Annotated in this window: 22 protein-coding genes and 3 pseudogenes; 16 read left to right on the top strand and 9 right to left on the bottom strand. The window is 65.9% G+C overall.

Annotation, left to right across the window (positions count from 1 at the left end; genetic code table 11):
* Positions 1-4: 4 nt before the first annotated feature.
* Complete coding sequence (locus H0B43_RS12865) at positions 5-1,777, bottom strand: CocE/NonD family hydrolase (protein WP_252189807.1); 1,773 nt, start codon at positions 1,775-1,777, stop codon at positions 5-7.
* Positions 1,778-1,865: 88 nt separating this feature from the next.
* On the opposite strand from H0B43_RS12865, the gene H0B43_RS12870 reads away from it, so the two are divergent.
* The 3 genes and pseudogenes from H0B43_RS12870 (at position 1,866) to H0B43_RS12880 (ending at position 3,705) form a co-directional block, all read left to right on the top strand.
* The gene (locus H0B43_RS12870; protein WP_185727536.1) at positions 1,866-2,483 is read left to right on the top strand and encodes a TetR/AcrR family transcriptional regulator; all 618 of its coding nucleotides are present in this window, start codon (positions 1,866-1,868) and stop codon (positions 2,481-2,483) included.
* A gap of 118 nt (positions 2,484-2,601) precedes the next feature.
* A pseudogene (locus H0B43_RS41460) lies at positions 2,602-3,288 on the top strand (FGGY family carbohydrate kinase); the annotation flags it as partial.
* 33 nt (positions 3,289-3,321) lie between these two features.
* Complete coding sequence (locus H0B43_RS12880) at positions 3,322-3,705, top strand: DUF1937 family protein (protein ID WP_185727534.1); 384 nt, start codon at positions 3,322-3,324, stop codon at positions 3,703-3,705.
* Here the strand turns inward: H0B43_RS12880 and H0B43_RS12885 are convergent.
* Positions 3,689-4,384, bottom strand: a complete 696-nt coding sequence (locus tag H0B43_RS12885) for a metalloregulator ArsR/SmtB family transcription factor (protein WP_185727533.1) — start codon at positions 4,382-4,384, stop codon at positions 3,689-3,691. The two genes, H0B43_RS12880 and H0B43_RS12885, sit on opposite strands and share 17 nt — an antisense overlap.
* Positions 4,385-4,477: 93 nt before the next feature.
* On the opposite strand from H0B43_RS12885, the gene H0B43_RS12890 reads away from it, so the two are divergent.
* From H0B43_RS12890 to H0B43_RS12905, 4 genes and pseudogenes are all read left to right on the top strand, one after another.
* A complete protein-coding gene (locus H0B43_RS12890; protein ID WP_185727532.1) occupies positions 4,478-4,960 on the top strand; it encodes a DoxX family membrane protein in 483 nt (160 codons plus the stop codon).
* Between the two features lie 329 nt (positions 4,961-5,289).
* On the top strand, positions 5,290-6,204 hold the full coding sequence (locus H0B43_RS12895; RefSeq protein ID WP_185729988.1) for an SAM-dependent methyltransferase: 915 nt from the start codon (positions 5,290-5,292) through the stop codon (positions 6,202-6,204).
* Positions 6,205-6,879: 675 nt separating this feature from the next.
* Positions 6,880-8,316 (top strand): rifampin monooxygenase, encoded by a 1,437-nt coding sequence (rox, locus tag H0B43_RS12900; protein ID WP_185727531.1) that lies wholly within the window; start codon positions 6,880-6,882, stop codon positions 8,314-8,316.
* 5 nt (positions 8,317-8,321) lie between these two features.
* Positions 8,322-8,471, top strand: a pseudogene (locus tag H0B43_RS12905) (YciI family protein); the annotation flags it as partial.
* On the opposite strand, the gene H0B43_RS12910 reads toward H0B43_RS12905, so the two are convergent.
* The 5 genes from H0B43_RS12910 to H0B43_RS12930 form a co-directional block, all read right to left on the bottom strand.
* Positions 8,467-8,772, bottom strand: a complete 306-nt coding sequence (locus H0B43_RS12910; RefSeq protein ID WP_185727530.1) for an antibiotic biosynthesis monooxygenase — start codon at positions 8,770-8,772, stop codon at positions 8,467-8,469. The pseudogene H0B43_RS12905 and the gene H0B43_RS12910 overlap by 5 nt on opposite strands.
* Positions 8,773-9,123: 351 nt before the next feature.
* Positions 9,124-9,399 (bottom strand): hypothetical protein, encoded by a 276-nt coding sequence (locus H0B43_RS12915; protein ID WP_185727529.1) that lies wholly within the window; start codon positions 9,397-9,399, stop codon positions 9,124-9,126.
* A 138-nt stretch (positions 9,400-9,537) separates the two neighbouring features.
* Positions 9,538-9,678, bottom strand: coding sequence for a hypothetical protein (locus H0B43_RS12920; RefSeq protein WP_185727528.1), 141 nt, complete (start codon positions 9,676-9,678; stop codon positions 9,538-9,540).
* 553 nt (positions 9,679-10,231) lie between these two features.
* A complete protein-coding gene (locus tag H0B43_RS12925) occupies positions 10,232-11,017 on the bottom strand; it encodes a CoA ester lyase (protein ID WP_185727527.1) in 786 nt (261 codons plus the stop codon).
* Positions 11,017-12,285 (bottom strand): CaiB/BaiF CoA-transferase family protein, encoded by a 1,269-nt coding sequence (locus tag H0B43_RS12930; protein WP_185727526.1) that lies wholly within the window; start codon positions 12,283-12,285, stop codon positions 11,017-11,019. Before H0B43_RS12930 ends, H0B43_RS12925 begins: the two co-directional genes overlap by 1 nt.
* A gap of 148 nt (positions 12,286-12,433) precedes the next feature.
* Here H0B43_RS12930 and H0B43_RS12935 point away from each other — a divergent pair, with 148 nt between their 5' ends.
* Positions 12,434-13,354 (top strand): LysR family transcriptional regulator, encoded by a 921-nt coding sequence (locus H0B43_RS12935; RefSeq protein ID WP_185727525.1) that lies wholly within the window; start codon positions 12,434-12,436, stop codon positions 13,352-13,354.
* Between the two features lie 17 nt (positions 13,355-13,371).
* On the opposite strand, the gene H0B43_RS12940 is transcribed toward H0B43_RS12935, so the two are convergent.
* Complete coding sequence (locus tag H0B43_RS12940; protein WP_185727524.1) at positions 13,372-14,481, bottom strand: PrpF domain-containing protein; 1,110 nt, start codon at positions 14,479-14,481, stop codon at positions 13,372-13,374.
* Between the two features lie 486 nt (positions 14,482-14,967).
* Between H0B43_RS12940 and H0B43_RS12945 the strand changes: the two genes are divergently transcribed.
* Positions 14,968-16,350: an SLC13 family permease gene (locus tag H0B43_RS12945; protein WP_185727523.1), complete on the top strand. Its 1,383-nt coding sequence runs from the start codon at positions 14,968-14,970 to the stop codon at positions 16,348-16,350.
* Positions 16,351-16,744: 394 nt separating this feature from the next.
* On the opposite strand, the gene H0B43_RS12950 is transcribed toward H0B43_RS12945, so the two are convergent.
* The gene (locus tag H0B43_RS12950; protein ID WP_185729987.1) at positions 16,745-17,464 is read right to left on the bottom strand and encodes a TetR/AcrR family transcriptional regulator; all 720 of its coding nucleotides are present in this window, start codon (positions 17,462-17,464) and stop codon (positions 16,745-16,747) included.
* A gap of 408 nt (positions 17,465-17,872) precedes the next feature.
* Here H0B43_RS12950 and H0B43_RS12955 point away from each other — a divergent pair, with 408 nt between their 5' ends.
* From H0B43_RS12955 to H0B43_RS12980, 7 genes and pseudogenes are all read left to right on the top strand, one after another.
* Complete coding sequence (locus H0B43_RS12955; protein WP_185727522.1) at positions 17,873-18,034, top strand: hypothetical protein; 162 nt, start codon at positions 17,873-17,875, stop codon at positions 18,032-18,034.
* A gap of 145 nt (positions 18,035-18,179) precedes the next feature.
* Positions 18,180-18,740 carry a hypothetical protein gene (locus H0B43_RS12960; RefSeq protein ID WP_185727521.1) on the top strand — a complete coding sequence of 187 codons (561 nt, stop codon included), beginning with the start codon at positions 18,180-18,182 and terminating at the stop codon, positions 18,738-18,740.
* A 36-nt stretch (positions 18,741-18,776) separates the two neighbouring features.
* Positions 18,777-18,911 (top strand): hypothetical protein, encoded by a 135-nt coding sequence (locus H0B43_RS42490; protein WP_282555439.1) that lies wholly within the window; start codon positions 18,777-18,779, stop codon positions 18,909-18,911.
* A gap of 30 nt (positions 18,912-18,941) precedes the next feature.
* A complete protein-coding gene (locus tag H0B43_RS12965) occupies positions 18,942-19,787 on the top strand; it encodes a SigB/SigF/SigG family RNA polymerase sigma factor (protein WP_185727520.1) in 846 nt (281 codons plus the stop codon).
* Between the two features lie 53 nt (positions 19,788-19,840).
* Positions 19,841-20,521, top strand: coding sequence for a GAF and ANTAR domain-containing protein (locus H0B43_RS12970; RefSeq protein WP_185727519.1), 681 nt, complete (start codon positions 19,841-19,843; stop codon positions 20,519-20,521).
* 451 nt (positions 20,522-20,972) lie between these two features.
* A complete protein-coding gene (locus H0B43_RS12975; protein WP_185729986.1) occupies positions 20,973-21,386 on the top strand; it encodes a WhiB family transcriptional regulator in 414 nt (137 codons plus the stop codon).
* A 200-nt stretch (positions 21,387-21,586) separates the two neighbouring features.
* Positions 21,587-22,963, top strand: a pseudogene (locus H0B43_RS12980) (amino acid permease); the annotation flags it as partial.
* Positions 22,964-23,001 lie beyond the last annotated feature (38 nt).

Genomic DNA, 23,001 nt, shown 5'->3' on the forward strand with positions numbered 1-23,001 from the left:
CGGCTCACTTCGCCGGGATCACGGGCAGCAGCAGCGAGGTGCCCGAGTCCGGACCGGTGTGCAGGGTGGTCAGCCCGTCGAAGGTTCCGGCCGGTCGATCGTCCGGGTCGTCGTGGACGAACACACCGTTGCCGCGTTGCTCGATGCCGTACGCCTCCGGCCACGGCCCGTCGCCGGGCACCTGGAAGTCACAGCCCGACAGCGTGACGCCGAGCCGGTAGCCGGGCGGGACGACGATCGAGGTGGGCCAGATCTCGACATCGAGCTCGACCGCCTGCCCGGGGGTGAGCGGCAGGATGCGGGTGTGCGGGTGCCAGGGCCGGTGGGGCAGGCTGCGGTCCTCGTCCAGTTCCCGGTGGGAGGCACGCAGCCACCCCACGGCGAGCACACCGTGTTCGTCGATCGCGGACACGAGCGTGACCTCCTTTCCGTCGAGGTCCTGCACGCGCAGTGTGACGAAGAGATCTGCGTCGGTAGTCGTGGACGCGAGACGGACCCGAGCGGAGGCCGGCCCGGTGATCTCCAGGGGCTCGGACAGCGGTTCGGTCCAGAAATCGACGCCGGGCCCCAGCGCCGGGAAGTCGACCGCATGCTCGGCGCTCGGTTCGGTGGTGCTCAACGCGGCGGACGCGGCGTCGAGGTGGAACCGCGTCCACCGGGTGCGGGCCAGCGGCCACTCCTGTTCGTCGCGACCCTCGAAGGATCCGTCGACGTGGCGCACGTTCAGGCGCACCGGGGGCTGCCGGTCCCAGCCGGTCGCCTCATCCTTGAGGAAGTGGCCGAAGAACTGCTTCTGCAGACCCACGCCGTAGTCGGTGTAGAACTCGGCGTAGTGCTCGTGACCATGCACTTCCAGCCATTTCTGCGGTGACGACACCTGGGTGTAGCCGTCGAAATTGCCACGGGTGTGCAGGTGGTGTGCCCAGTTCCCCGCCGACAGCACCGGGACCTCGATGCGCGTCAGATCCGGCGTGCGCGCTCGGCTGAACTCGTCGAGCAGGACCCGGCGTTTGGCCTCCGCGACCGTCTCCACGCGGTTCGTGGCGAGAGCGTCCTCGTCCAGGGTCGGAGGTCCGGCGACGAGTTCGCCGTTGTTCGGGTTGCGCCGGCCGCGCTCGCCCACACCGTGTTGGACGGTGAAGATCTGACGGTCCTGCCAGGCCTGACCGAAGCGGGACAGGATGCCGCCGTGCCGGTTGAAGTCCCGGTAGAAATCCGTGAACCCCTCCCATGGGCAGATCGCCGTCAGGTGCGGCGGCCGCAGTGCCGCGACCAGCCATTGGTTGGCGGCGTAGTAGGAAATCCCGAGCAGGCCCACTCGACCGTTCGACCAGACCTGGGTCGCCGCCCACTCGATGGCCTCGTAGTAGTCGCGGGCCTCCTGCTCGCTGAGCATGTCCAGCAGTCCGGCCGAACGCCCGGTACCACGGGAGTCGACTCGAATGCAGACGTAACCGTCCGGCACCCACTTCTCCGGATCGACGGTCTCCCACACCTGATAGGCGTTGGTCGATCCGGCCACCGCATCGGGATACACGGCGGCCAGACGCTGCCACATCCCCGCGAACCCCTCCTGGAAGGCCAGACCCTTGCCGTAGGGACCGAGGGTCATCAGCACCGGATACTCACCATCGTCGTCCGGGCGGAAGACATCTGCCCGCAGCACGGTGCCATCCGGCATCGGCACGGGCACATCCCATTCGATGCGCATGCCGTCCGCCGTCTCGCTGCGTGCGGTGACCCCGTCGTCGACGGCGACCGATTGTTGTGAACACATGACTGCCTCCTCTAAACGCAAGTTACTTGCATTAGCAGTATGCGCTGGGTCACACCACAAACGCAAGAGACTTGCGTTAAAGTGGGGCATGACCGAACCCGGGAGCCGGCCACGCCCCGGCGGCAGATCCGCGCGAGTTCGCCGCGCCGTGCTCGACGCCACCCTCGACCTGCTGCACCTGCACGGAATGGACGGGTTGACCGTGGCCGAGGTCTCGACCCGGGCCGGAGTGCACGAGACCTCGATCTACCGCCGCTGGGGCACTCGCGAAAACCTGATGATCGACGCCCTGCTCGAAGAAGCCGAGGAACTGCTCCCCATTCCCGACACCGGATCACTGCGCGACGACCTGATCGCCTACCTCACGTCGCTGGCGGCGTACCTCAGCACCCCCCAGGGCAACGCCTTCGACCGAGCACTGGCCGCCGCCGGCGACGACCCGGCGGCCAGTCAGGCCCGCAAGCAGTACTGGGACACTCGGCACACACGCTCCGGCGAGATCATCACGCGCGGAATCGACCGCGGAGAATTACCGGGCACCACCGATCCCCGCCTTGCGGTGGAAATGCTTGTCGCACCGCTGCATTTCAAGGTCGTACTCAGCCGCGAACCGCTCGACCCGGGCCTACCGACGCGATTGGTCGACGCACTCCTCCGTGGAATCGTGGCGGACGAGGACACGAGCGGACGCGACACCGACGGCTGATCGTGCCGGTCGTCGGCTGCGATCGTCCCGCGTGTCCAGGTTCAGCGCATGTGCGTATTGAATCCGGTGATCTCGCGATCGATCAGGCCAGAAGGATGGACCAGGCGGTGGCGTCCCGGAGACGACGGTGGGGTGGATACCGGTCCCGGGGTCGCAGTCCGGCAAGGCTCGGACCCAGGCCCTCGTCTGGCAGGACCGGCGCGCCGAAGGGTTGTGCCGGGACCTCGACGCCCACAAGGACATGATCGCGGCCCGCACCGGTCTGTTGCTCGAATCGTACTTCTCGGCCCCGAAGATGGCGTGGCTGCGCCGCAACGTCGAGACAGCGGGCGTGGTCACCACCTCGGACACCTGGCTGCTGCATCAGCTCACCGGCGCCTTTGTCACCGACGTCACCACGGCCAGCCGATCCCTCGCGGTCGACCTCGACGACCGCCGGTGGAACGGAGAACTGCTGTCCCTGTTCGGGCTCGAGGGCGAACGACTGCCCGACATCGTTGCCAACGACACGATCGTCGGGACCACCTCCGCGTTCGGCGGCGACGTCCCGGTCGGCGCACCGCTGCGATGGATCTCCCCCGGAGTGCTCCGCCCCGGCGACACCGCCCCCGCCCGCAACCGGCTGCTGCTGTGGACCGACACCCTGGTGCGGATCCCGAAGATCGTGGTGCGCCAGGACCGCCTGATCATCGCCCGCAAAACGCTCCCGTGGCCTGCCTCGCCCGGACGCGTGTTCCGGGTGCCGTCCAGCGTGCTCGACAAGGCCGACAGCCAGGGCGGACCCGTCACCGTCTCGCTCGGCTGATCCCCGTTCGTACCCACCACCTGAAGGAACACCATGCGTAAGATCTTCCTGGCCTGCCCCTACAGCCACACCGACCCGTCGATCACCCACGACCGGTTCATCGAGTCGAACAAGGTAGCCGCGACCATCATCGAAGCCGGTCACACCGTCTTCAGCCAGGTCTCGATGTCCCACCCGATCAACCTCACCTTCGACGGCAAGGACAAGGGCGAGATCGGCGCCCTGTGGGCCCCCGTCGACGAAGTGTTCATGGACATGCTCGACGAGCTGATCATCCTCGACCTGCCGGGCTGGGATCAGAGCTCCGGTATCAAGCGGGAGATCACGTTCTTCGAAACCCGCGGCCGCCGGGTCAGCCTGTGGTCGAACGTGTCCCACGAATTCGACCGCGCCGCCGTCGCTACGGCTTCGCACTGACCTCCTGACCGGACGCTACGTAGTGGACCACCACGCAGCACCGGCCCGGCCCCGGGGCCAGTTCGGCGCGCGCGTCTCGCTGCGTACTTCCGGCGATCACACCCTCGACGAGTCGTAAGTTCAACCCGCACACCACGTCCAGGTGGTCGCGGGCAACGCGATGAAAGGGGCAGTTGCGGAGGTCGACACGACCGTCGGCGTCGACCTGAGGCAGGTAGCCGCAGCCGCGAAGCGCCTCCAGCAGGTCTCCCCCGGTGGCAGCGGCGGCCCGTTTGCCGGCATCGACAGCGGCCTCGTTCACCGCCGCCCGCACGGCGCCGCTCGCGTCCTGTTCGACCGAGGAGACAAGTAACCGGGCGAGCAGTTCGTAGTCGCGGGGCGGCACGCTGACGCTTAATTCCGTGGCGGCCCGCGTGTACAACTTCGCCGGACGTCCCGCACCGGGCCCGCCGCGGCCTGCCGGCCGCTGATAGCTGACCGTCAGCAGTTCGGCATCGGCCAGCTTGTCGAGGTGATACGCCGCGAGGGTTCGGCCGACGTCGACGGCGGCGGCCGCCTGCTCCCGCGAGACCGGTGCCTCGCTCTCGGAGACGTATTCGTAGAGCCTGCGTCGCAGCGGATCGTCGAGGTTGCTCAGCGCCGCGAGAACCGCCGGCGGGACAGACCGGGGCGTGGACATATCTCGACTGTAACACCAAAAAGTATTGACAAATACGGGGTGATGGGCAGATTCTAAAAATAGTTCCCATTATTTTTACAAAGGGGTTTCGTGATGACCACTCCCACACCTCACTCGGAGACAACCGCACACTCACCCGGGCAGACTCTGCAACGCGCTCGCAGCGACCCCGCATACAGCGCATTCCTGTTACTGCGTATCGGATTCAGCGTGCTCCCGATCGTCATGGGCATCGACAAGTTCACCAATGTGCTCACCACCTGGGAGGACTACCTGGCGCCCTGGATCGCCGATCTCAGCCCGCTCAGCGCGCACCAGACCATGCTGGTCGTCGGGGTGATCGAGATCGTCGCCGGCATCGCCGTCGCGGTCAAACCGCGTTATGCCGCCTACATCGTCGCCGCCTGGCTCGCGGGAATCGTGATCAACCTGCTGACCTACCCGGGCTTCTACGACGTCGCACTGCGTGATTTCGGACTGATGCTCGGCGCGCTCACGCTCGGCCGGTTGGCCTACGTGTACGACCCGGCCTGGCACAGGCACACCGCGCCATCCACGAATCTCGCTGCCGCATAACCGATCACTCACCGCACACCTGCCCGACGGCGCCATTGGCACCGCCGGGTGGATGCGTCACACTCTCGACGAGAAGCACCGACGAGGTCGTCGAATGCGACACTGCACGTTCTCCACCACTCGCCGGCCAGAGACCTGTCCGCCGCCGAGGATGCGGCCGCCGCCCTTCTCGAAGCCCTCGCCGGCATCAACACCTGACCGACCAGGACGCGCCCCGAGCCATCCGCGTCGGCGATGGTGGACCCCGAGCGGCAGTCACATCGCGATAGTCTGAAATGCCTCCCCGGTGATTGGAGCGGCCGATGACTTCACCCGACGGCGCTGGGAGCATGCGCGCCGAAGGCGACAGCTGGGATATCAGGACCGGCGTCGGCTCGACGGCGCTGATGGTCGCGGCGGCCCGCGGGCTGGCGGCACGCCGACCGAACCCTATTGTCGTCGATCAGTTCGCCGAGGTGTTCTGCCGCGCCGCCGGCGACGAATGGGCCGCACTGTTCGATGCCGATGAGGAACAGACGCGGGATCACCCCCTGCGGTCACCCGATTTCGGCGAATCGTTTCAGGTATTTCAGGCGGCCCGGACGAAGTATTTCGACGCCTATTTCGATGCCGCGATCGACGCCGGCGTGCGACAGGTGGTGATCCTGGCGGCGGGCCTCGACTCGCGGGCGTACCGGTTGTCGTGGCGGGACGGCACCGTCGTGTACGAACTCGATCGGCCCCAGGTACTCGATTTCAAGCGCCGCGCCCTGGCCGACCACGGTGCCCGGCCGATCGCTGAACGCCGCGAGGTTGCGACAGATCTGCGCGAGGACTGGGCGCGAGCGCTCCGCGAGAGCGGCTTCGACCCCGCCGTCCCGTCCGCCTGGCTGGCCGAAGGGCTCCTGCTGTACCTGCCTCCGGCCGCACAGGACCAGCTGTTCGCCGCCGTCGACACCCTCTCGACACCAGGCAGTTTCGCCGGTATCGAACAGATGGAGATGCTCGACACCGACTCGTATACCGCCATGACCGCACCGGACGACGGCGACGACCACGCGGGCGCTCAGTGGGCGGGCCTGATCTACAACGAGCCGCGCAGCGAGGCGACGCACTGGTTCGGTGAACACGGCTGGTACGCCCACCGCACCGTCCTGACCGACTACCTCACGGTCATCGGTGCCGACATCCCCACCGAACCCGGAACCGTGGGCGCCTCGATGCTGCCCTCGATCACCCTGGTCACCGCCTCCCGCCCGACGTAGGGACTCGCACTCGCTCCACCCGCGAACAACATTGCAGCACTGCGGTTTTGACAACAGCGAATGCTGCCAGGAGATTGCCGGGGTCATGTCAGCCGACCGCCAGGATCCGGGCGTGCACTGCTCAGTGAAAGGATCGATGATGATCACCCATTTCACGAGCACAGGAACACGGCGACGTCTCTCACGGATTGCGGTCGTCGGGGGTGCTCGCGGCGATTCCCATGGCCGCGGTCACGGCGCCGGCATTCGCCGCCACGACAGCGCAGGTACAGGTAGACCGAGGTGCAGGTACAGGTAGACCGAGGTTGGCACGAAGGACAAGACCACCATGACGACAACTACCGCGGCAACCAAGACCAGAACTGGCCGGACGACCAGCACCCGGATTGGCAGGACCTCGTCCCCTGGTCTCCACAGACCGACAATCAGACCCGGCCCCGACGACCAACCCCCTCGCCGGACTGATCGGGTCCAGTTAGGTTCGATCGTGGCCGGGAGAATGACTCTCCCTGCCACTTTCAGGATATCGCTCGACGGGGGGCTTGCCGCAAGGCCCCTACCCACGACCAGAATGGTCGGGCCGCGGCCAAAAACCTGCGGAAATGGGGACTGCTCCGGTCGCGTCCGCGATTTGGAGTCGCAGGCCGGAAGGTGGGTTTCGGATTGGGGTTTCACATGTTCGACGTGATCATCAGCGGCGGCGGGCCGACGGGGATGATGCTGGCCGCCGAGTTGCGGCTGCATGGCGTGGACGTGCTCGTGCTGGAGAAGGACACGGAGCCGACCCGGCTGGTCCGTTCGCTCGGCCTGCACCCGCGCAGCATCGAGATCATGGACCAGCGGGGTCTGCTGGACCGGTTCCTCGCCCACGGGAAGCAGTATCCCGGCGGCGCCGGGCGCTTCGCCGGGATCGGCAAGCCCCCGCCGGCGAACCTGGACACCGCCCACGGCTACATCCTCGGAATCCCCCAGCCGGTCACCGACCGTCTGCTGGCCGAGCGCGCAGGCGAACTCGGCACACAGGTCCGCCGGGGCTGCGAGGTGACGGGTGTCGAGCAGGACGAGGACGGGGTGAGGGTCGAGCTCGCCGACGGCACACTTCTGCGCTCGCGATGGATGGTCGGCTGCGACGGGGGACGCAGCCAGGTGCGCAGACTGCTCGGCATCGGATTCCCCGGCGAGCCGGCCACGACCGAGTGGATCCTCGGTGAGATGGAGGTGACCGCGCCGCCGGACGTGCTGGCCGCGGTGGCGGAGGAGGTTCGCAAAACCCACAAGGGGTTCGGCATCGGTCCCGCGGGCGACGGCCTGCACCGCGCCGTGGTGCCCGCGGCGACCGTGGCCGAGGATCGCTCGGTCCCGCCGACCCTGGAGGAGTTCCGGACGCAGTTGCGGGCATACGCGGGCACCGACTTCGGTGTGCACTCACCGCGCTCGCTGTCCCGTTTCAGCGACGCCACCCGGCTTGCCGAACGATATCGGGTTGGCCGGGTTCTCATCGCCGGCGACGCGGCGCACGTTCACCCGCCGCTGGGAGGGCAGGGTCTGAACCTCGGCATCCAGGACGCCTTCAACCTCGGCTGGAAGCTCGCCGCCGAGGTCGACGGGTGGGCACCGGACGGTCTGCTGGACAGCTATTTCGTCGAGCGACACCCGGTCGCCGAAGAGGTGCTGACCCTCACCCGCGCGCAGAGCGTGCTGCTCTCCCCCGAGCCCGGCCCGCAGGCCGTGCGCCGGCTGCTGACCGAGCTGATGGACTTCGACGACGTCCGCCGTTTCCTGGCCGAGAAGGTCACCGCGATCGGGATCCGCTACGACTTCGGCGACGGACCCGAGCTGCTCGGCAGACGACTGCGCGACATCCCCCTGTCACGGGGCCGTCTCTACGAGCTCACTCGTGACGGCCGCGGGCTCCTACTGGACCAGACCGGCGCACTGTCCGTGACAGGGTGGACGGATCGGATCGACTACGTCGCGGACGTCAGCGGAGAACTGGACGCGCCCGCGGTCCTGCTCCGACCGGACGGCCACGTCGCGTGGATCGGCGAAGACCGGAACGACCTGCTCCGCCACCTGCCGACCTGGTTCGGAGCCGCCGCCGAGGGTGCGTGAGACGTCCACGATCGCCGTTCGTCCGGTCCGACGGTGCGGGACGCCCGCCGGTCACCGACGGTCCGTTCGCGGAGACCAAGGACCTGATCGCCGGCTGGATGGTGATCGACGTCGACAGCTACGAGCGGCCGCGCTCGCGCAGCGGTCCTCTCACACTGCGCGGACACCGTCCACCTGCTCGTAGTGTTCGACCGTCGGAAACGGGTCGTAGAAGTGGTGCAACAACCGGCGCCACTCCTGATACTCCACCGATCCGCGGAACCCGTCCGTGTGGTCTTCCAGGGTGTCCCACTCGACGAGCAACAGGAAGCAATCGGGTCGTTCGAGACAACGCGACAGGCGCAGGCTCCGGAAACCGGGCATGCCGGCGATCATGTGCTTCGCCTGACCGAATGCCGATTCGAATTCGGTAGCGACACCCGGTTTCACCTGCAGAATTGCGTGTTCGAGAATCACCAGCGAATGCTAGCTTCTCCTTGCGCACCCAACTCGCCGCTAAATACCTGTGTGGCGTGGATCACACCTTCACTCGGCGGCCGGCCGGCGGATCTACCATTTCCTGGCACCGGTACACACAACTCACACGGTGCCGAAGTCGAGCCGGACAGCCGAAACCTCACTGCCCCAATACGTCCCGGCGAGGCCCGGCCGGAGCGCTACATGCACTCCGACCGGGCTGCTTCGGGTCGCCTACCGCAACCGGCGCATTCCTTGGCGACCCCACGTCGTGTATTGGACTACGGCCGAATGGTTTTCGGAGACTTCGGAACCCGGGCGCCCCCGACGCGCGTGCGGGCAGTGCGGCCCTCAGCCGAAACAGATCAGCATACCCACGACCGCTACCGCGATCAGCGAGGCGCCGCCGCAGATCAGCCACGCCTGCGTCGCGAGCTGCCGCCACTGATCACACCGACCGTCCGCCTCCACGACCGCCAAGGGTCGAGAACTCGTATCGGACACTCGCGACTCCGAAAGGCGGCGGGCTTTCACGTCCGCCCGTGCCGCCACACCGAACGAGACGGGGACCACCAGCAATGCAACCACCAGTAGCCCAACCATCGCGCCCATACCAGTCCCGAGCATTTTCCGTTCCTTTCGCATCACACGGTCACCCGAACCCACGGGCACAACCGATCCCTGTCAGCTATATCGCCGCAGCGACGCCCGGTGTTGCATCCCGATAACCGCGGCACCGGCGACGGACCACATGTCGTGCGGGGTCTACACCCCGGGAATGGGGAATTTCCACATCGCCACGACCATCACGCCCATCACCAGTCCCGCCCATACAACGGTGCCAACAACACTGACACGCAACGTATGCAGTAGGTCGGCCCCCAGTTTCTTGCTGATTCGTGCCATGCCAGATCTTCCTTCACGTACAGGGTTTGGTTTATCGGCCACGTCGATGACGGTGCACCACATATTTTCGACCAAACTCGGTACCCGCACAGCGGCCGATATACCTACACCCATACCCGCAATTGCTCCACCGCAGGTCCGACACCACACCCCGTTCCCGAATGTCGGGTTTCTCCACAGAAACCGATGTGTTAGACATCACACAATCGGTTCTAATTCCGGCCGGACGCGCTGCGGCAGAGCGACACCGGCGAACCGTGCTCGCACGCACGAATACATCGATTCCGAAATCGCACTTACCGGTCGGTAATTCGGGAGCGAAAATTAGTGCAATGGCATGGATCACACTCGCTGGACTTCCGCGCTCCGGCTCGCCAAGATCACTATTACGCCGCTCGTCACGACGTGCAGGCTGTCCGTGTAGCGCCCCTGCCAGCTGATATCCATCGTTGGCGGGGGCTGCGCTTGGTTGCGCCACACGATGATCCCGCTCTTGAATTCCTCCACCCACGCGAGGCGCGGCACTGCCGCCGACGCGAGGCCATTCTGGGAACTATCGGGACTGCAGAATTCTGCGGGCCCGCTCGGCGACCGGTAGATCCACGAATTCGCCGTCGGGAAGTTGCACCGCAGCTCCGCCTGCCCTCTCGAAGGCGCGCACGACTCGACGGGCCCAGTCGAGGTCGTCCTCGCGCGGGCCGAAGGCGGCATGAATGGTCGGCAACTGCGTGGGGTGAATTGCGGATTTGCCACCGAAGCCGAGAGAGCGCGCACCAGCCGCCTGCCTGGCAAGTCCGTCGGTGTCCCTCAGGTGCGGGTAGACGCTGTCGATGGGGGGTGCGATCCCGGCAGCCCGGGACGCGATGACGAGGTGGGATCTCACATACTGCAGAGGCGCGTCCCCATCGTCGACACCGAGGTCTTTCTGAAGGTCGATGCCGCCGAGGGCGAGATGTCGAACTCCGGGTACGGCAGCGATGGCGAGGGCGTTGGCAACACCCTTCGCGGTCTCGATTGCGCAGATCAAAGGCTTCGCGGGTGCCCGTTCCATCACCCAGCGCACGTCATCGGCCGATTCGACCTTCGGGATTCGAATGCCATGGGCGTGGGCCGCGACCGCAGCCAGGTCGTCGTCGGCGAGCGAGGTGCCGACTGCGTTGATTCGTACCCATGCGGGGTGAGCGGGAAGCGCGGCGGCGACGTGTGCGCGGGCGGCGGGCTTGTATTCGGGCGGGACCGCGTCCTCGAGATCGAGGATCACAGCGTCCGCGCCGGCTTCGAAGACCTTGCCGAGCAGTTTGTCGTTGTGCCCGGGCGCGAAGAGGTAACTTCGGATCATCAGATAACACCTCTCTCGCGCAGGACCTCGATACTCGGGGCGTCCAAACCGAGTGTGTCACCATAGATTTGCGTGTTGTCCTGCCCGAGTCGGCGGCCGGGGAATCGGATGGCGCCGGGAGTGCCGAGCATGCGGAGCATGAGGTTCTGCATCTTCAGGGGGCCGAGATCCTCGTCCTCGACTGTGGTGATCGTGTCGCGGGCAATGACGTGCGGGTCGTTCATCAACTGCTCGACGTCGTAGATGGGTGCGAGTGCGGCGCCGACGCGATCGAACTCGGCGACCACCTCGTCGAGTGGGCGGGCGGCGATCCATTTGCCGACCGCCTCGTCGAGGAGGTCGCCGTTACGGCTGCGTTCACCGGCGGACGCGAACCACGGTTCGTCCACCAGATCCGCTCGTCCCACCAGACGCATGACCCGTTCGGCGACGGAGGTGGCACTGGCCGAGATCGCCACCCACCGGTCGTCCTTGGTCAGGAACGTGTTGCGGGGAGCATTGTTGGGCGAGCGGTTGCCATGCCGGCCGGCGATCGTGCCGAGTTGGTCGAAGGCGGTGGGTCCGGGGCCGAGGATCCCGACGAGGGGTTCGAGGAGCGAGAGGTCGATCACCTGCCCGTGCCCGTCGCCCTCGGGGCTGTTGCGGTGAAGCAGGGCGGTGACCACACCGAACGCGCCGGTGATGCCGGCTACGCCGTCGGCGAGGCCGAACGGGGGCAGTGTCGGCGGGCGGGCTTCCTCGCCGGTCTGGTGCGCGAATCCGCTCATCGCCTCGGCGAGGGTGCCGAAGGCGCGACGGTGGGCATAGGGGCCGTCCTGGCCGAAGCCGGTGACACGCAATGTGATCAACCCCGGGTTGATGTCACTCAGCCGGTCCGGCCCCAGTCCCCACTTCTCCAGCACGCCGGGGCGGAAGTTCTCGACGAGCACGTCGGCGTCTACGAGGAGATCCCGCAGGAGCTGTTGGCCTTCGGGTGTGCCGAGATCGAGGGTGATGCACCGTTTGTTGCGTGAAATGACTTTCCACCACAGGCCGTGGCCGTTCTTGTCGGCTCCGTGGGAGCGGGCGGGGTCACCCGTCGGGTGCTCGACCTTGATCACCTCGGCCCCGAAATCGCCGAGGAGCATGGCGGTGATCGGTGCGGCGTAGACGGTGCTGATGTCGAGGACGCGGACCCCGTGCAGCGGGCCGGGGCTCGGCGATGCTGCACCGTCGGGGTTTCCCGCGGAAGGTGCGGTGGGGGCGGCGTCGTGCGGGTACACAGTCATGGGCTGTCCTCGGCGTTGTCGAGAGCGATGGGGGCAGGGCGAAATGGTTCTCCGCGTGGCGCGGTCTCCAACCTTTCACCGTCTTGAGTGAAGTACAATCACAACTATCTTGACTCCCTTTAACTTCTTCTAAAGGCAGGTGGCGGGCATGCTCGACACGACGAGGATGTTCACGCTGTGCGAGGTCGCCAAACACGGCTCCATCACCGCGGCCGCCGCAGCGCTCGGCTACACCACCTCAGCGGTCTCGCAGCAGATCACCAAGCTCGAGAAGGAAGCCGGGCAGCCGCTGCTGGAACGGCACGCGCGGGGGATCATGCTCACCGATGCCGGCCGCTCGATCGTCAAACACACCGAACGGATCATCGTCGAACTCGACGCCGCGGACGCCGAGCTCGCGGAGATCCGCGGCCTGCGGGCGGGAATGCTGGCGATCGGAACCTTCCCCACCGCCGGATCGACGCTGCTGCCGCTGGTCGTCAAGGAATTCAAGACCCATCATCCCGGCATCGACTTACGCGTCCTCAGTGGACGATTCGCGCAACTGGTCGAGTCGCTGCGCCGCCGGGAGACGGAATTGTCGCTGCTGTGGGATTACGAGTGGAATCGGATCGACGATCCCCTGCTGACCTACCACCACCTGATGAACGATCCGACGCTGCTGTTGGTGTCGGAAAAACACCGGCTCGCCGATCGGAAGTCGATCAGGATCACCGAACTGCGGGACGAATCCTGGGTGGTGCGCGCCGACGACCACCCGGTGGCCCACACCCTCGAACGGCTGTGCCAGGAAGGCGGATTCACGCCACGGACGAGTTTCCTCGCCCACGACTACGGTGAGGTTCAGGCGATGGTGGGAGTCGAGCTGGGGGTTGCCATCGCACCGCGACTGGCCGTTCTCAATCCCCGCCCCGATGTCCGGTCCATCCCGCTCGCCACCCGCTCTCCGCAGCGTCGCATCCTGGTGGCGCACCTGACCGAGCGGCGGCTGAGCCCGGCCGCTCAGGAAGCCATCACGCAGTGTATGGCGGCGGCCCGGCGCCTCGAGGAGGGTTTCGCCGACGTCTAGGACTCCGGGTCGACCGGTTACCGAGCAGACCCCGCCAGCACGGCGGCGGGAGAGGCGACGAAGAGTTCGGCGGCAGCGATACGCCGTGCCGCCCGGTGCAGCGAGACTGCCTTCACCACCCCGTCGGGCGAGGTGGTGAGGTCGATGTCGAGAACCCCCGCGGCCGTCCCCAGGCGCAGCGATCCGGGCCATCGCACGTGGGCGTTGTCGGCCACCACTCCCCCGGCCACGGTGGCGGCGGCAGCAACGGCGACTGCCGAGGTCAGCCCGATCGCGGGATGGGGTGCGAGCATCGAGAGCATCCGCACCGAGATGTCGTAGTCCTCTCCGGCGACGTCGATGCCCGCGCTGGTGCGATAGTCCCGCGGCGGACCGACCACGCCGACCTTCGGAATTGCATGGGAGATCGGGTCACCGGGCTTGCTCAGTCCCATCCGCAGGGACGATTCCCGCCGCAGGGCCATGAGAATGTCGAGATGTTCGGATATCTCCGAATTGCTTTCTGCCCCGGTGAGCCCCAGATCCGCGGCATCGAACAACGCAGCGGGCGCGCCCGCGACGACCATGGTGCCCCGGTAGCGGGACCTCCCGAGCGCGATCGAATCGGACGCCGAACCGGTGGGCAGCAGAGCGGCACCGGACGTGAGGTCGGTGAAGGTCAGCGAGACCGGAACGCCGAGCGCGCTCGTCCCCGGGACGGCCGCGCCGCCTTCGGTTGGGACCATCCCGCCCGGGGTGGCGATCTCGGCGGTCAGGATTGCGCCGGTGTTGGTGTTGCGCATCCGCACGGTGGTCGTCGTGCTGTCGACGGGGACGAGTCCGGACTGCAGCGCATACAACCCGATCGCGGTGGCGCAGTTTCCACAGTTGCTGCCCCATTCCACCCGTCGGTCGCCGATCGCCACCTGTGCGAACAGGTACTCGACGTCGATGCCGGATTCCCCGGATCGCCGCACGATCGCGGCTTTGGACGTGGTCGAACTGCCGCCGCCCACGCCGTCGAGCTGACGGGGATCGCCCGAGCCGAAGGCGGAGGTGAGAATGGCGTCGAGCCCGCCCGCCTCCTCGAGCAGAGGGTCGACATCAACCGCGTTGAAGAGCCAGCACTTGCTGGTGCCCCCTCGCATCCAGGTTCCACGGAGTGTGAACACCGTTCGGCCGCCTTTCGTTCGTGACGAAGTGTGAGGCACCGCCGAAGGCTCTGATCGGGTAGAGGAACTGAATCTCCAGCGGTGACAGCTCAAGCCTGCGCCACCCCAGGTTGGAGCACAATTACGAAAGTATCGACATCCCTTAAGAGCTACTTAAATGTCGAGGGCATCCGGACGCTGCGGGCGGCCAGGACGACAGGCAGGCCACCACCCCGACCCACAAGGCAGTCCGACTTTAGCTGAACTAAACCCCCGGCTAGAAACTCGACATTGTTCTGAAGAACGGTCGTCTCTAACGTGATGTAGGCCATGATCGACGAGAGGATGTGACATGCGAATCCCGAGCCAGTCGCCCGACAGCGAACGTGTCGGTCGGAAGTCGCGAGCCCTGCGAGTTCCTTCAACAGGAACAGCCGTCGACCCGGCAGGCGCTCCTGCCGCACTGCAAGCGAAAGAACGACCATGACCTCCATTGAGATAGTCCCCCTGATCGCTCTGGTCGCGATGTTCGTGATCGCCACGATCTTCCCCATCAACATCGGAATCCTCGGCTTCATCGGCGCATTCCTCGTCGGCGCCTTCGCTCTCGGCTACGACGACAAGGAAATACTGGAGGCGTTCCCGAGTTCGATCGTCCTGACGATCATCGGCGTCACCTACTTCTTCGGCATGGCCAAGAGGAACGGCACGATCGATCTCCTCGTCAATGCCTGCATTCGCGCGGTCGGCGGCCGGACGGTCGTCGTTCCCTGGGTGTTCTTCTTCTCCGCGTCGGTACTGACCGCGTTGGGTACGTTCAGTCCGGCTGCGGTGGCGCTGATCTCGCCCGCCGCGATGTCCTTTGCCGCCCGCACCCGGATGAGCCCGCTCGTGATGGGCATCCTGACGATCAACGGCGCACACGCCGGCGCATTTTCACCCATCTCGGTCTCCGGTGTCCTCGTCACCGACATCGTCAAGTCCAGCGGTCTGTCGATCCCTCCGTGGACGCTGTTCTTCGCCAGCTACGGCATCAACCTGCTGCTGTCGGTGCTGACCGTCGTCGGATACTCGGTTCTCGCCCGAGTGCGGGATCTGGAGTACACCGCCACCGGCACCAGCGACGGAACCGTCGGTGCACCAACGAATCCCACCGGAGGCACGGCACCCGACTGGGCACCGGCCGGCGGTGCGGGCACGTCCGGCGGGACGCAGGTGCTCACCCGTGAGCGCAGGTCGACGAGCATCGTTCCGGACGCGGCCCCCGTGACCGCCGTCCAGAAACTCACCCTCGTCCTCATCGCGGCTGTCCTCGTCCTGGTGCTGGTCCTGCACCTGCCGATCAGCTTCGTCGCCATTGCTGCCGGGGCGATTCTCGCCTTCACCGACCTGTCGAAGCAGAACGAGGCCATCGCCGGCATCAGCTGGTCCACCGTTCTGCTCGTCGCCGGAATGGTCACCTACATCTCGGTGATGGAGGGCATGGGCACCATCGATCATCTCGCCCAGATGGCGATCACCGTCGGCGCGCCGCTGTTGGTCGCGTTCGTCCTCTGCTACGTCATCGGAGTCACGTCGGCATTCGCATCGTCGACCGCACTGCTCACCGCCATCATTCCCCTCGCCCTGCCGCTCCTGCAGACCGGCGCGCTCCCCGTCGTCGGTGTCGTCGCCGCCCTGGCCATTTCGGCGACCGTCGTCGACGTATCCCCGTTCTCGACCAACGGCGCGCTCGTTCTCGCCAGCGCCCAGAACATCGAGCGGCCCGCCTTCTACCGCCAACTCCTGCTCAACGCGGGCATCGTCGTCGCCGTCGCACCGGCGCTCTGCTGGCTCATCCTGGTCGTCGCCCCGGCGCTGTTCTAGGAACAAGCGAAGACCGCGACCGCCACCCCACCCGGGGTGGCGGTCGCATGCGTGTGCGAGGTCTCCCGACCACCGACGGGCCGACAGGCGTATGTGCCGGTGGCGGTGGCGTGGACGCACCCACCGCCCCAGTCATTCAGAGTCACGCAGACTTGGCGCGCTGGAACAACCCGATCGACGCGCATCGCCGTCCGGCGCCTCGCTCCTTCGCGCCGCCCTGCTCGCCGATGACGAACTGCACGCCCGGCTCAGGGGAGACCGACCACATCCGTAGACAGCACGGGTGTGTTTGCGCGGCGAACGCCGGCGGTTTCGGCGTCGTAGACCTCGACGCCGAAGGCCAGTTAGGTGCCGGCCGGCTCGTCGAACCGCACCCCTCACGATGGCGTGGCAGTCAGGGAAGATTCGTCGCCCGCTGCGTCGTGAATCGGGTTTGAAGGCCACCGAGCACGAGGTCGAGACCGTCGTCGAGAAGCCCTTCACCGTCGTAGTGCGCCAATTCGGAAGCGAGACCGCGCAACTGGGGAAATCGTTTGCGCGGTAACCGGTGCAACCCGAGCCGGAGGATGTCTTCGGACTCCTCCGGGTCCTCGACCAGTTCCTGCAACTCGTCGAGGATGTGCCCTTGCAGGAATCCGAAGAAGAGCCGATAGGCGCGAAGCGCATCACGTGGGGCGAATCCGGTGCGGACGAGGAGTTCGAGGAAATCCTCCAGAGGGCGCACCGTCCCGGCAGGCCGCAGCGCCAACGGAGTGGACAACGGCCGGGTCACGAGCAACGGGACCACGTGCGGATGCGCGAGGGCGAGGTTGCGGTAGTTGTGCGCCAGCCCGCGCAGTTCGGCGGCCCAGTCGGGGGCGCCGGGATCGATGACGAGCTCGCTCAGGACGAGTTCGACGACACCGTCGAGCAGTGCCGCCTTGTTGCGGGCATAGCGGTACAGCGTCATCGCCTCGCGGTCGAGTGCCTGTGCCAGCCTGCGCATCGACAGCGCCTCGACTCCCTCGGCGTCGACGATGCGCAGAGCGGTGGTCAGAACTCGTTCCGTGGTCAGGCGGGTGCGCACCGTTGCACCCGTCTCGGTATCCGACCCGGCTGTGTCAGCGCGCCCCATAGTGGTCGCCCCCATCTCGAAGTACCTGCCGCTACCGGTCGGAACCAAAGTTACACCTAACGCTTGCACTGTAGGCACTGCTCCGTATACTTACGGTGTATGGGTTCGCTCCAGCAGAGGGTCGCACTCGCCACACGTCCGCTCGTTCGAAACGACGTCTACGGCGATCCGATCGCGAATCGGGCGCCCAACCGAAGGAGTCATCGATGATCTCCGTGCATACCCGCCGTGCTCGCCCGCTCTCCGTCGGACGCCCGCGCACGGCCGTCCTGGCCCGAGACTGAAATCCGGTCCCTCGAAACCGAAATCGCGCACGTTCCCCGCCCTCCGGCATCGCAGTCTCTCGTGCCTGCATTCGGTAACGACCCGGCGCACACGGTGCCGTCGTGCCTTGTCGATATACCCGGCGTGCGAACGGTCCTCGACGTCGCCGCGCTTGCCGCACTCGTGATCGTCCTGACCGTACTGGCGTCGACGACGACAGCGGCCGTCGGTGCGGCCGTGGCCGTGGCCGTGATGACGACAGCCGCCGTCCGGTACGCACTACTGCTTCCACGTATCGACTCTTGATGTCGAGAAAGGTTTTCACCATGCGGCTTCTCCTCACCACGAGCACCTCACGGAGCACGCTCGCCCGCTCCCGGTTCGTCCGCCGCCGAAGCCCTGGGAACGACACCGACCAGCCCTGACCGTCATTCGAACCACGGAGCGTCCCATGCACATCGTCACCACGCTGCCCCTCGCAGTGTTGCGTATTCAATACACGATCGTCCGCATTCCCCTGGCTTTGATCGATGACCAACTCCTGTCCCGCTTGACACCCGAAGGCCCGGCCCGACGGCTCTATCAACGCAGTCTCGATGTGCTCGACGGCGTCGTCGGCGCCGTCCTCGGCGAGACCGTCCACGGTCGGCCGGGTTCGCCTCACGAAGCGCGAATGACCCTCGTCGAATTCGGCCCCGAGGACGAGACCGCCGAGCCGAACACGCCTGCCGCGCACCTCGATCACGCGGAGAATGCAGAACTCAACGCGAAGGCCGCCAGAAAGCTCGACAGCGATCTCACCGCCGAACAGATCGCGCACATCCCTGCCGCCGAGCGGCCGACACCGGACGTTCTGGCACGACTCACCGACGCGGCAACGGCGGCTCCCGACATCGACATCACACCCGAACTGGCACACCGGGCGGCCGAACTCTCCCACGCCGGAACACCGCCCAGCGCCTCGAAGATCCCGAATGACCCCGGGTTCGTCCCGACCACCGAAAACCACTGAATCTTGCCCGTCTCTTACCGAAGGAACCACCGACCGATGTCGACGTCCCCCGTTGTCCCCACCACCCCTGCCCGAACGGGTGGATCGATGAGCACCGAGGAGATCAAGGCCCATCTCGCTTCGATGTTCGCCGACGAGACCGACGACCGAACCACCGTGCACACCGAATAGTGCCCAATGCCCGCCGAAGGGACCGAACGAATGAGTACGCTCACCGCCTCGTCACCCGACCGCACGTCCACCGACACCGACTCGACGTCGCGGTGGCGTCCAGGCGGACCGACGGCGTCCCGACACCGCGACGATTACGAGGACGTGCTCGAGCTGTTCTCTTCGATGGCGGCACTCCCCGACACCGACCGTGACCGTATCCGGCTGCGTACGAACATCATCGAACGGTGCCTGCCGATGGCGGCGCACATCGCACTCAAGTTCCGCAATCGTGGCGAAGCCGGTGAGGACCTCGAGCAGGTAGCCCGGTTGGCGCTCGTCAAAGCCGTCGACCGTTTCGACATTCGGCGGGGCACGATGTTCGTTGCTTTCGCGGTACTCACCATCACCGGCGAGATCCGTCGCCACTTCCGCGATACCGGCTGGACGCTGCACGTTCCCCGGCGTCTGCAGGAACGCCACCTCGCACTTACCGCCGCCACCACCGAACTGAGCACCTCTCTCGGACGCGCACCGACGGCCCGCGAGCTCGCGGACGCTCTGTCACTGACCATCGAGGAAGTGGCGGAGGGATTGCGGGTCGCCGACGCATACCAGACACTGTCGATCGATTTCCCCATCGGTGGTGAAACCGATTCCAAGCTGGTCTCGGACACTGTCGGCACCGTCGACCCCGCACTCGACCGGGTCGACATACAGATGTCGTTGCGACCGCTCCTCGCGGAGTTGCCGGAACTCGACCGCACCGTTCTGCTGCTGCGCTTCTACGAGAACCTGACCCAGACCCAGATCGCCGCCCGAATCGGCGTCTCCCAGATGCAGATCTCGCGGATCCTCGCCCGCACCCTCGCGACCCTGCGCACCCAACTGGCCTGATCAACGGAGGTCCGTCCGGACGGTGTGGACCACGCTCGACAAAGGGAGTTGTGATGAACGAATCGGTTACCGGGGACCTCGGTCAGTCCATGGCAGCGCTCGCACGCAGCCTCTCCGCCCCCCGCACGGTCGAGGAGCGGCTCCGCGCGATCACCGGTTCCGTGGTCGAGTTGATGCCGTCCGACACCTGTGCGGGCATACTCCTCGTGTCCAAAGGAAATAGGTTCGAGACGGTGGCACCCACCTCACCGCTCCTCGGAAAACTCGACGCCGTGCAGGAGCAACTCGGGCAGGGGCCCTGTGTGGTGGCCGCGATCAAGAATCTCGTCGTGCGCAGCGACGATCTTCGAGCCGAGACCCGTTGGCCGGAATTCGCCGCGGCCGCCGTCGAGGTGGGAATCCTCAGTTCCATCTCTTTCCAGCTGTATACCTCCCGGGAGAAGATGGGAGCGCTGAACCTTTTCGCATTCGAACCGAACGCATTCGCTCCGGAGGACGAAGCGACGGTCGAGGTCCTGGCAGCTCATGCCGCGCTGGCGCTGACAGCGGCGCGTACCGAGGAACAGCTGCGGTCCGCGATCTCGTCCCGCGACATCATCGGCCAGGCCAAGGGCATGCTGATGGAACGGTTCGGCATCGACGCGATCGAGGCTTTCGATCTGCTCGCCAAACTGTCGCAGCAGATGAACATCCGTCTCAACGCCGTTGCGCAGCAGATCGTCGAACGCAGGTGAACGGCTTCCCCACGGCGTTCCGTGCGGCAGTCCGACGTCCGCCGCCGCGTCGTCAGAACATTTCGCGGGACGCGCCCAGACGTGTGATGCCGCTTACTCCTCGTCGAATCCATTGAGTCTTCAAACAGTGTCTCGATACCATAGATATCGCACCTCGTCGCAGCCTTTCCCTACTCGACTCGGCGACGGTGTTCGGTACCGACAACCGGTGCCGCTTCTGTCAACGATGTCGAGACCAGGCATCAGCACACCGACCCCGGCGAACTCTCGCCGTGGCCTCGTTGTGTACCGGCCGCGGAATCCTCGAAGTGCCCCCGCCCGTCGCTGATCGTGCCTGCATGCCTCGACGACACCCAGCGAAGTGCGATATGTCGAGGGGTCATGTCGCACAACAACTCCGAGATCGCGGCCGGTACGCATCCCGTTCTCTGCTCTCGCTGGAAAGACGATGATGAACACGTTTGCATCCCGACCGACCGCACCCACCCCGGTCTCCGCATCGGACTGGCAAGACCGCGGATCCTGCCGCGGCACCGACACCGACATGTTCTTCTCCCCCGAAGGTGAACGCGGACATGCCCGCGCCCGGCGTGAACGCGCCGCCAAACAAATCTGCCAGGACTGCCCGGTGCTCACCGAATGCCGCACCCACGCCTTCACCGCCGCCGAACCCTACGGAATTTGGGGCGGGCTGTCCGAAACCGACCGTAACCGCCACAGGCGACGTGCCGGACGCGCTCCCCGGCAATCCCGAGATCATGGTGCAACCACTCGAGCGCACGCCGTCGAACGGAGTGAGTCGACTTCACCGGTGACGCTTCCAACCCTCGCGGAATCCAGCCGATCCGTTCGATCGGCCAAGTAGCTGCGATTATTTTCGTCCGATCCGCCGATCACACTGCCGTAGTGATCGTATTTAGTAGCAGAGAGCTTGGTATGAGGCACGTCACGTGCCTCTCTGCAAACTAGGTCTTGCGGAGACGACGAAAGGGAACACCCCATGTCCATCGCCGAATTACGCGACCAACTCTCGCGACACGCTACTTCGACCCGGACCGCTCGGTCATGAGCGGCGCACCGGAACTGAAGAAGGCGCTCAGCCAGCGGCAGCTGACGATGATTGCCATCGGCGGTGTGATCGGTGCCGGCCTGTTCGTCGGATCCGGCGTCGTCATCTCCGACACCGGCCCCGCGGCCTTCATCACCTATGCCGCGAGCGGCATCTTGATCATCATGGTCATGCGAATGCTGGCCGAGATGGCCGTGGCGAACCCGTCGACCGGATCGTTCGCGGACTATGCGCGCACCGCACTCGGCAACTGGGCCGGCTTCTCCGTCGGCTGGCTGTATTGGTATTTCTGGGTGATCGTCGTCGGCTTCGAGGCGATCGCGGGCGCCAAGATCATCCAGTTCTGGATCGACGTCCCGCTGTGGTTGTGCGCCTTGGTGCTGATGGTCTTGATGACCGCAACCAATCTGTTCTCCGTCTCGTCCTTCGGCGAGTTCGAGTACTGGTTCGCGGGCGTGAAGGTGTGCGCGATCTGTCTGTTCATCGGGCTCGGCTCGCTCTATGTGTTCGGCATCTGGCCGGACAAGACGATGGACTTCTCCAACTTGTGGTCCCACGACGGTTTCCTGCCGCACGGTCCCGCCGCGATCACCGTCGGCGTGGTGACGGTGATCTTCTCGATGGTCGGAGCCGAGGTCGCGACGATCGCGGCTGCCGAGTCGGAGAATCCGGAGAAGGCAGTCGCCAAAGCCGCGAACTCGGTGATCCTGCGCATCGCGGTCTTCTTCGTCGGCGCGGTATTCCTGCTGGTCACGATCCTCCCCTGGAATGACAACGGCTTGGCGGCCTCCCCCTTCGTCGCCGCGATGACCGAGATGGGCATTCCGTACGCCGACAACATCATGAATGCCGTCGTGTTGACGGCGGTGCTGAGCTGTCTCAACTCGGGGATGTACACCTCCTCGAGAATGTTGTTCGTCCTGGCAGCACGCCGCGAGGCACCTCCTCACCTCACCCGAGTCACCCGGCGCGGCGTGCCGGCCGCCGCGATCCTGGTGTCCTCGGTCGTCGGATTCCTCTGTGTCATTGCCGCCGCGATCTCCCCGGACACCGTGTTCACGTTCCTGCTGAACTCGAGCGGCGCGATCATCCTGTTCGTCTACCTCTTGATCGCGGTCTCGCACATCGTGCTTCGTTTCCGCACCCCGGACTCCGAGTTGCGCGTGAAGATGTGGCTGTTCCCGGTGTTGTCGCTGCTGACCACTGCGGCGATCCTGGGCGTGCTGTTGCAGATGTATGTGGAAGACAGCGCCCGGTCGCAACTGGTCCTGAGCCTGCTGTCCTGGGCCGTGGTCCTGGTGTTGTTCTTTGCCAACAAGTGGTTCCTGAGTCGTCGCCCAGCCGTCGAGTCGACCCTCACATCGGCGAGAGTGTGACGGGTACTCGTGCTCGCGAATCAGGTGCCCCAGTC

Source organism: Rhodococcus sp. 4CII (genome assembly GCF_014256275.1).
In the GTDB taxonomy this organism is placed as follows: Bacteria; Actinomycetota; Actinomycetes; order Mycobacteriales; family Mycobacteriaceae; genus Rhodococcus_F; species Rhodococcus_F wratislaviensis_A.

Excerpts from the sequence above, each read along its gene's own strand:
- H0B43_RS12920 (WP_185727528.1), bottom strand. The coding sequence starts at position 9,678 with ATGGCACGAATCAGCAAGAAACTGGGGGCCGACCTACTGCATACGTTG.
- H0B43_RS12915 (WP_185727529.1), bottom strand. The coding sequence starts at position 9,399 with ATGCTCGGGACTGGTATGGGCGCGATGGTTGGGCTACTGGTGGTTGCA.
- H0B43_RS12960 (WP_185727521.1), top strand. The coding sequence starts at position 18,180 with ATGCACATCGTCACCACGCTGCCCCTCGCAGTGTTGCGTATTCAATAC.
- H0B43_RS12885 (WP_185727533.1), bottom strand. The coding sequence starts at position 4,384 with ATGTCCACGCCCCGGTCTGTCCCGCCGGCGGTTCTCGCGGCGCTGAGC.
- H0B43_RS12865 (WP_252189807.1), bottom strand. The coding sequence starts at position 1,777 with ATGTGTTCACAACAATCGGTCGCCGTCGACGACGGGGTCACCGCACGC.
- H0B43_RS12870 (WP_185727536.1), top strand. The coding sequence starts at position 1,866 with ATGACCGAACCCGGGAGCCGGCCACGCCCCGGCGGCAGATCCGCGCGA.
- H0B43_RS42490 (WP_282555439.1), top strand. The coding sequence starts at position 18,777 with ATGTCGACGTCCCCCGTTGTCCCCACCACCCCTGCCCGAACGGGTGGA.
- H0B43_RS12965 (WP_185727520.1), top strand. The coding sequence starts at position 18,942 with ATGAGTACGCTCACCGCCTCGTCACCCGACCGCACGTCCACCGACACC.
- H0B43_RS12930 (WP_185727526.1), bottom strand. The coding sequence starts at position 12,285 with ATGACTGTGTACCCGCACGACGCCGCCCCCACCGCACCTTCCGCGGGA.
- H0B43_RS12945 (WP_185727523.1), top strand. The coding sequence starts at position 14,968 with ATGACCTCCATTGAGATAGTCCCCCTGATCGCTCTGGTCGCGATGTTC.
- H0B43_RS12895 (WP_185729988.1), top strand. The coding sequence starts at position 5,290 with ATGCGCGCCGAAGGCGACAGCTGGGATATCAGGACCGGCGTCGGCTCG.
- H0B43_RS12880 (WP_185727534.1), top strand. The coding sequence starts at position 3,322 with ATGCGTAAGATCTTCCTGGCCTGCCCCTACAGCCACACCGACCCGTCG.
- H0B43_RS12890 (WP_185727532.1), top strand. The coding sequence starts at position 4,478 with ATGACCACTCCCACACCTCACTCGGAGACAACCGCACACTCACCCGGG.
- H0B43_RS12970 (WP_185727519.1), top strand. The coding sequence starts at position 19,841 with ATGAACGAATCGGTTACCGGGGACCTCGGTCAGTCCATGGCAGCGCTC.
- H0B43_RS12940 (WP_185727524.1), bottom strand. The coding sequence starts at position 14,481 with ATGCGAGGGGGCACCAGCAAGTGCTGGCTCTTCAACGCGGTTGATGTC.
- H0B43_RS12975 (WP_185729986.1), top strand. The coding sequence starts at position 20,973 with ATGAACACGTTTGCATCCCGACCGACCGCACCCACCCCGGTCTCCGCA.
- H0B43_RS12950 (WP_185729987.1), bottom strand. The coding sequence starts at position 17,464 with ATGGGGCGCGCTGACACAGCCGGGTCGGATACCGAGACGGGTGCAACG.
- H0B43_RS12935 (WP_185727525.1), top strand. The coding sequence starts at position 12,434 with ATGCTCGACACGACGAGGATGTTCACGCTGTGCGAGGTCGCCAAACAC.
- H0B43_RS12925 (WP_185727527.1), bottom strand. The coding sequence starts at position 11,017 with ATGATCCGAAGTTACCTCTTCGCGCCCGGGCACAACGACAAACTGCTC.
- rox (WP_185727531.1), top strand. The coding sequence starts at position 6,880 with ATGTTCGACGTGATCATCAGCGGCGGCGGGCCGACGGGGATGATGCTG.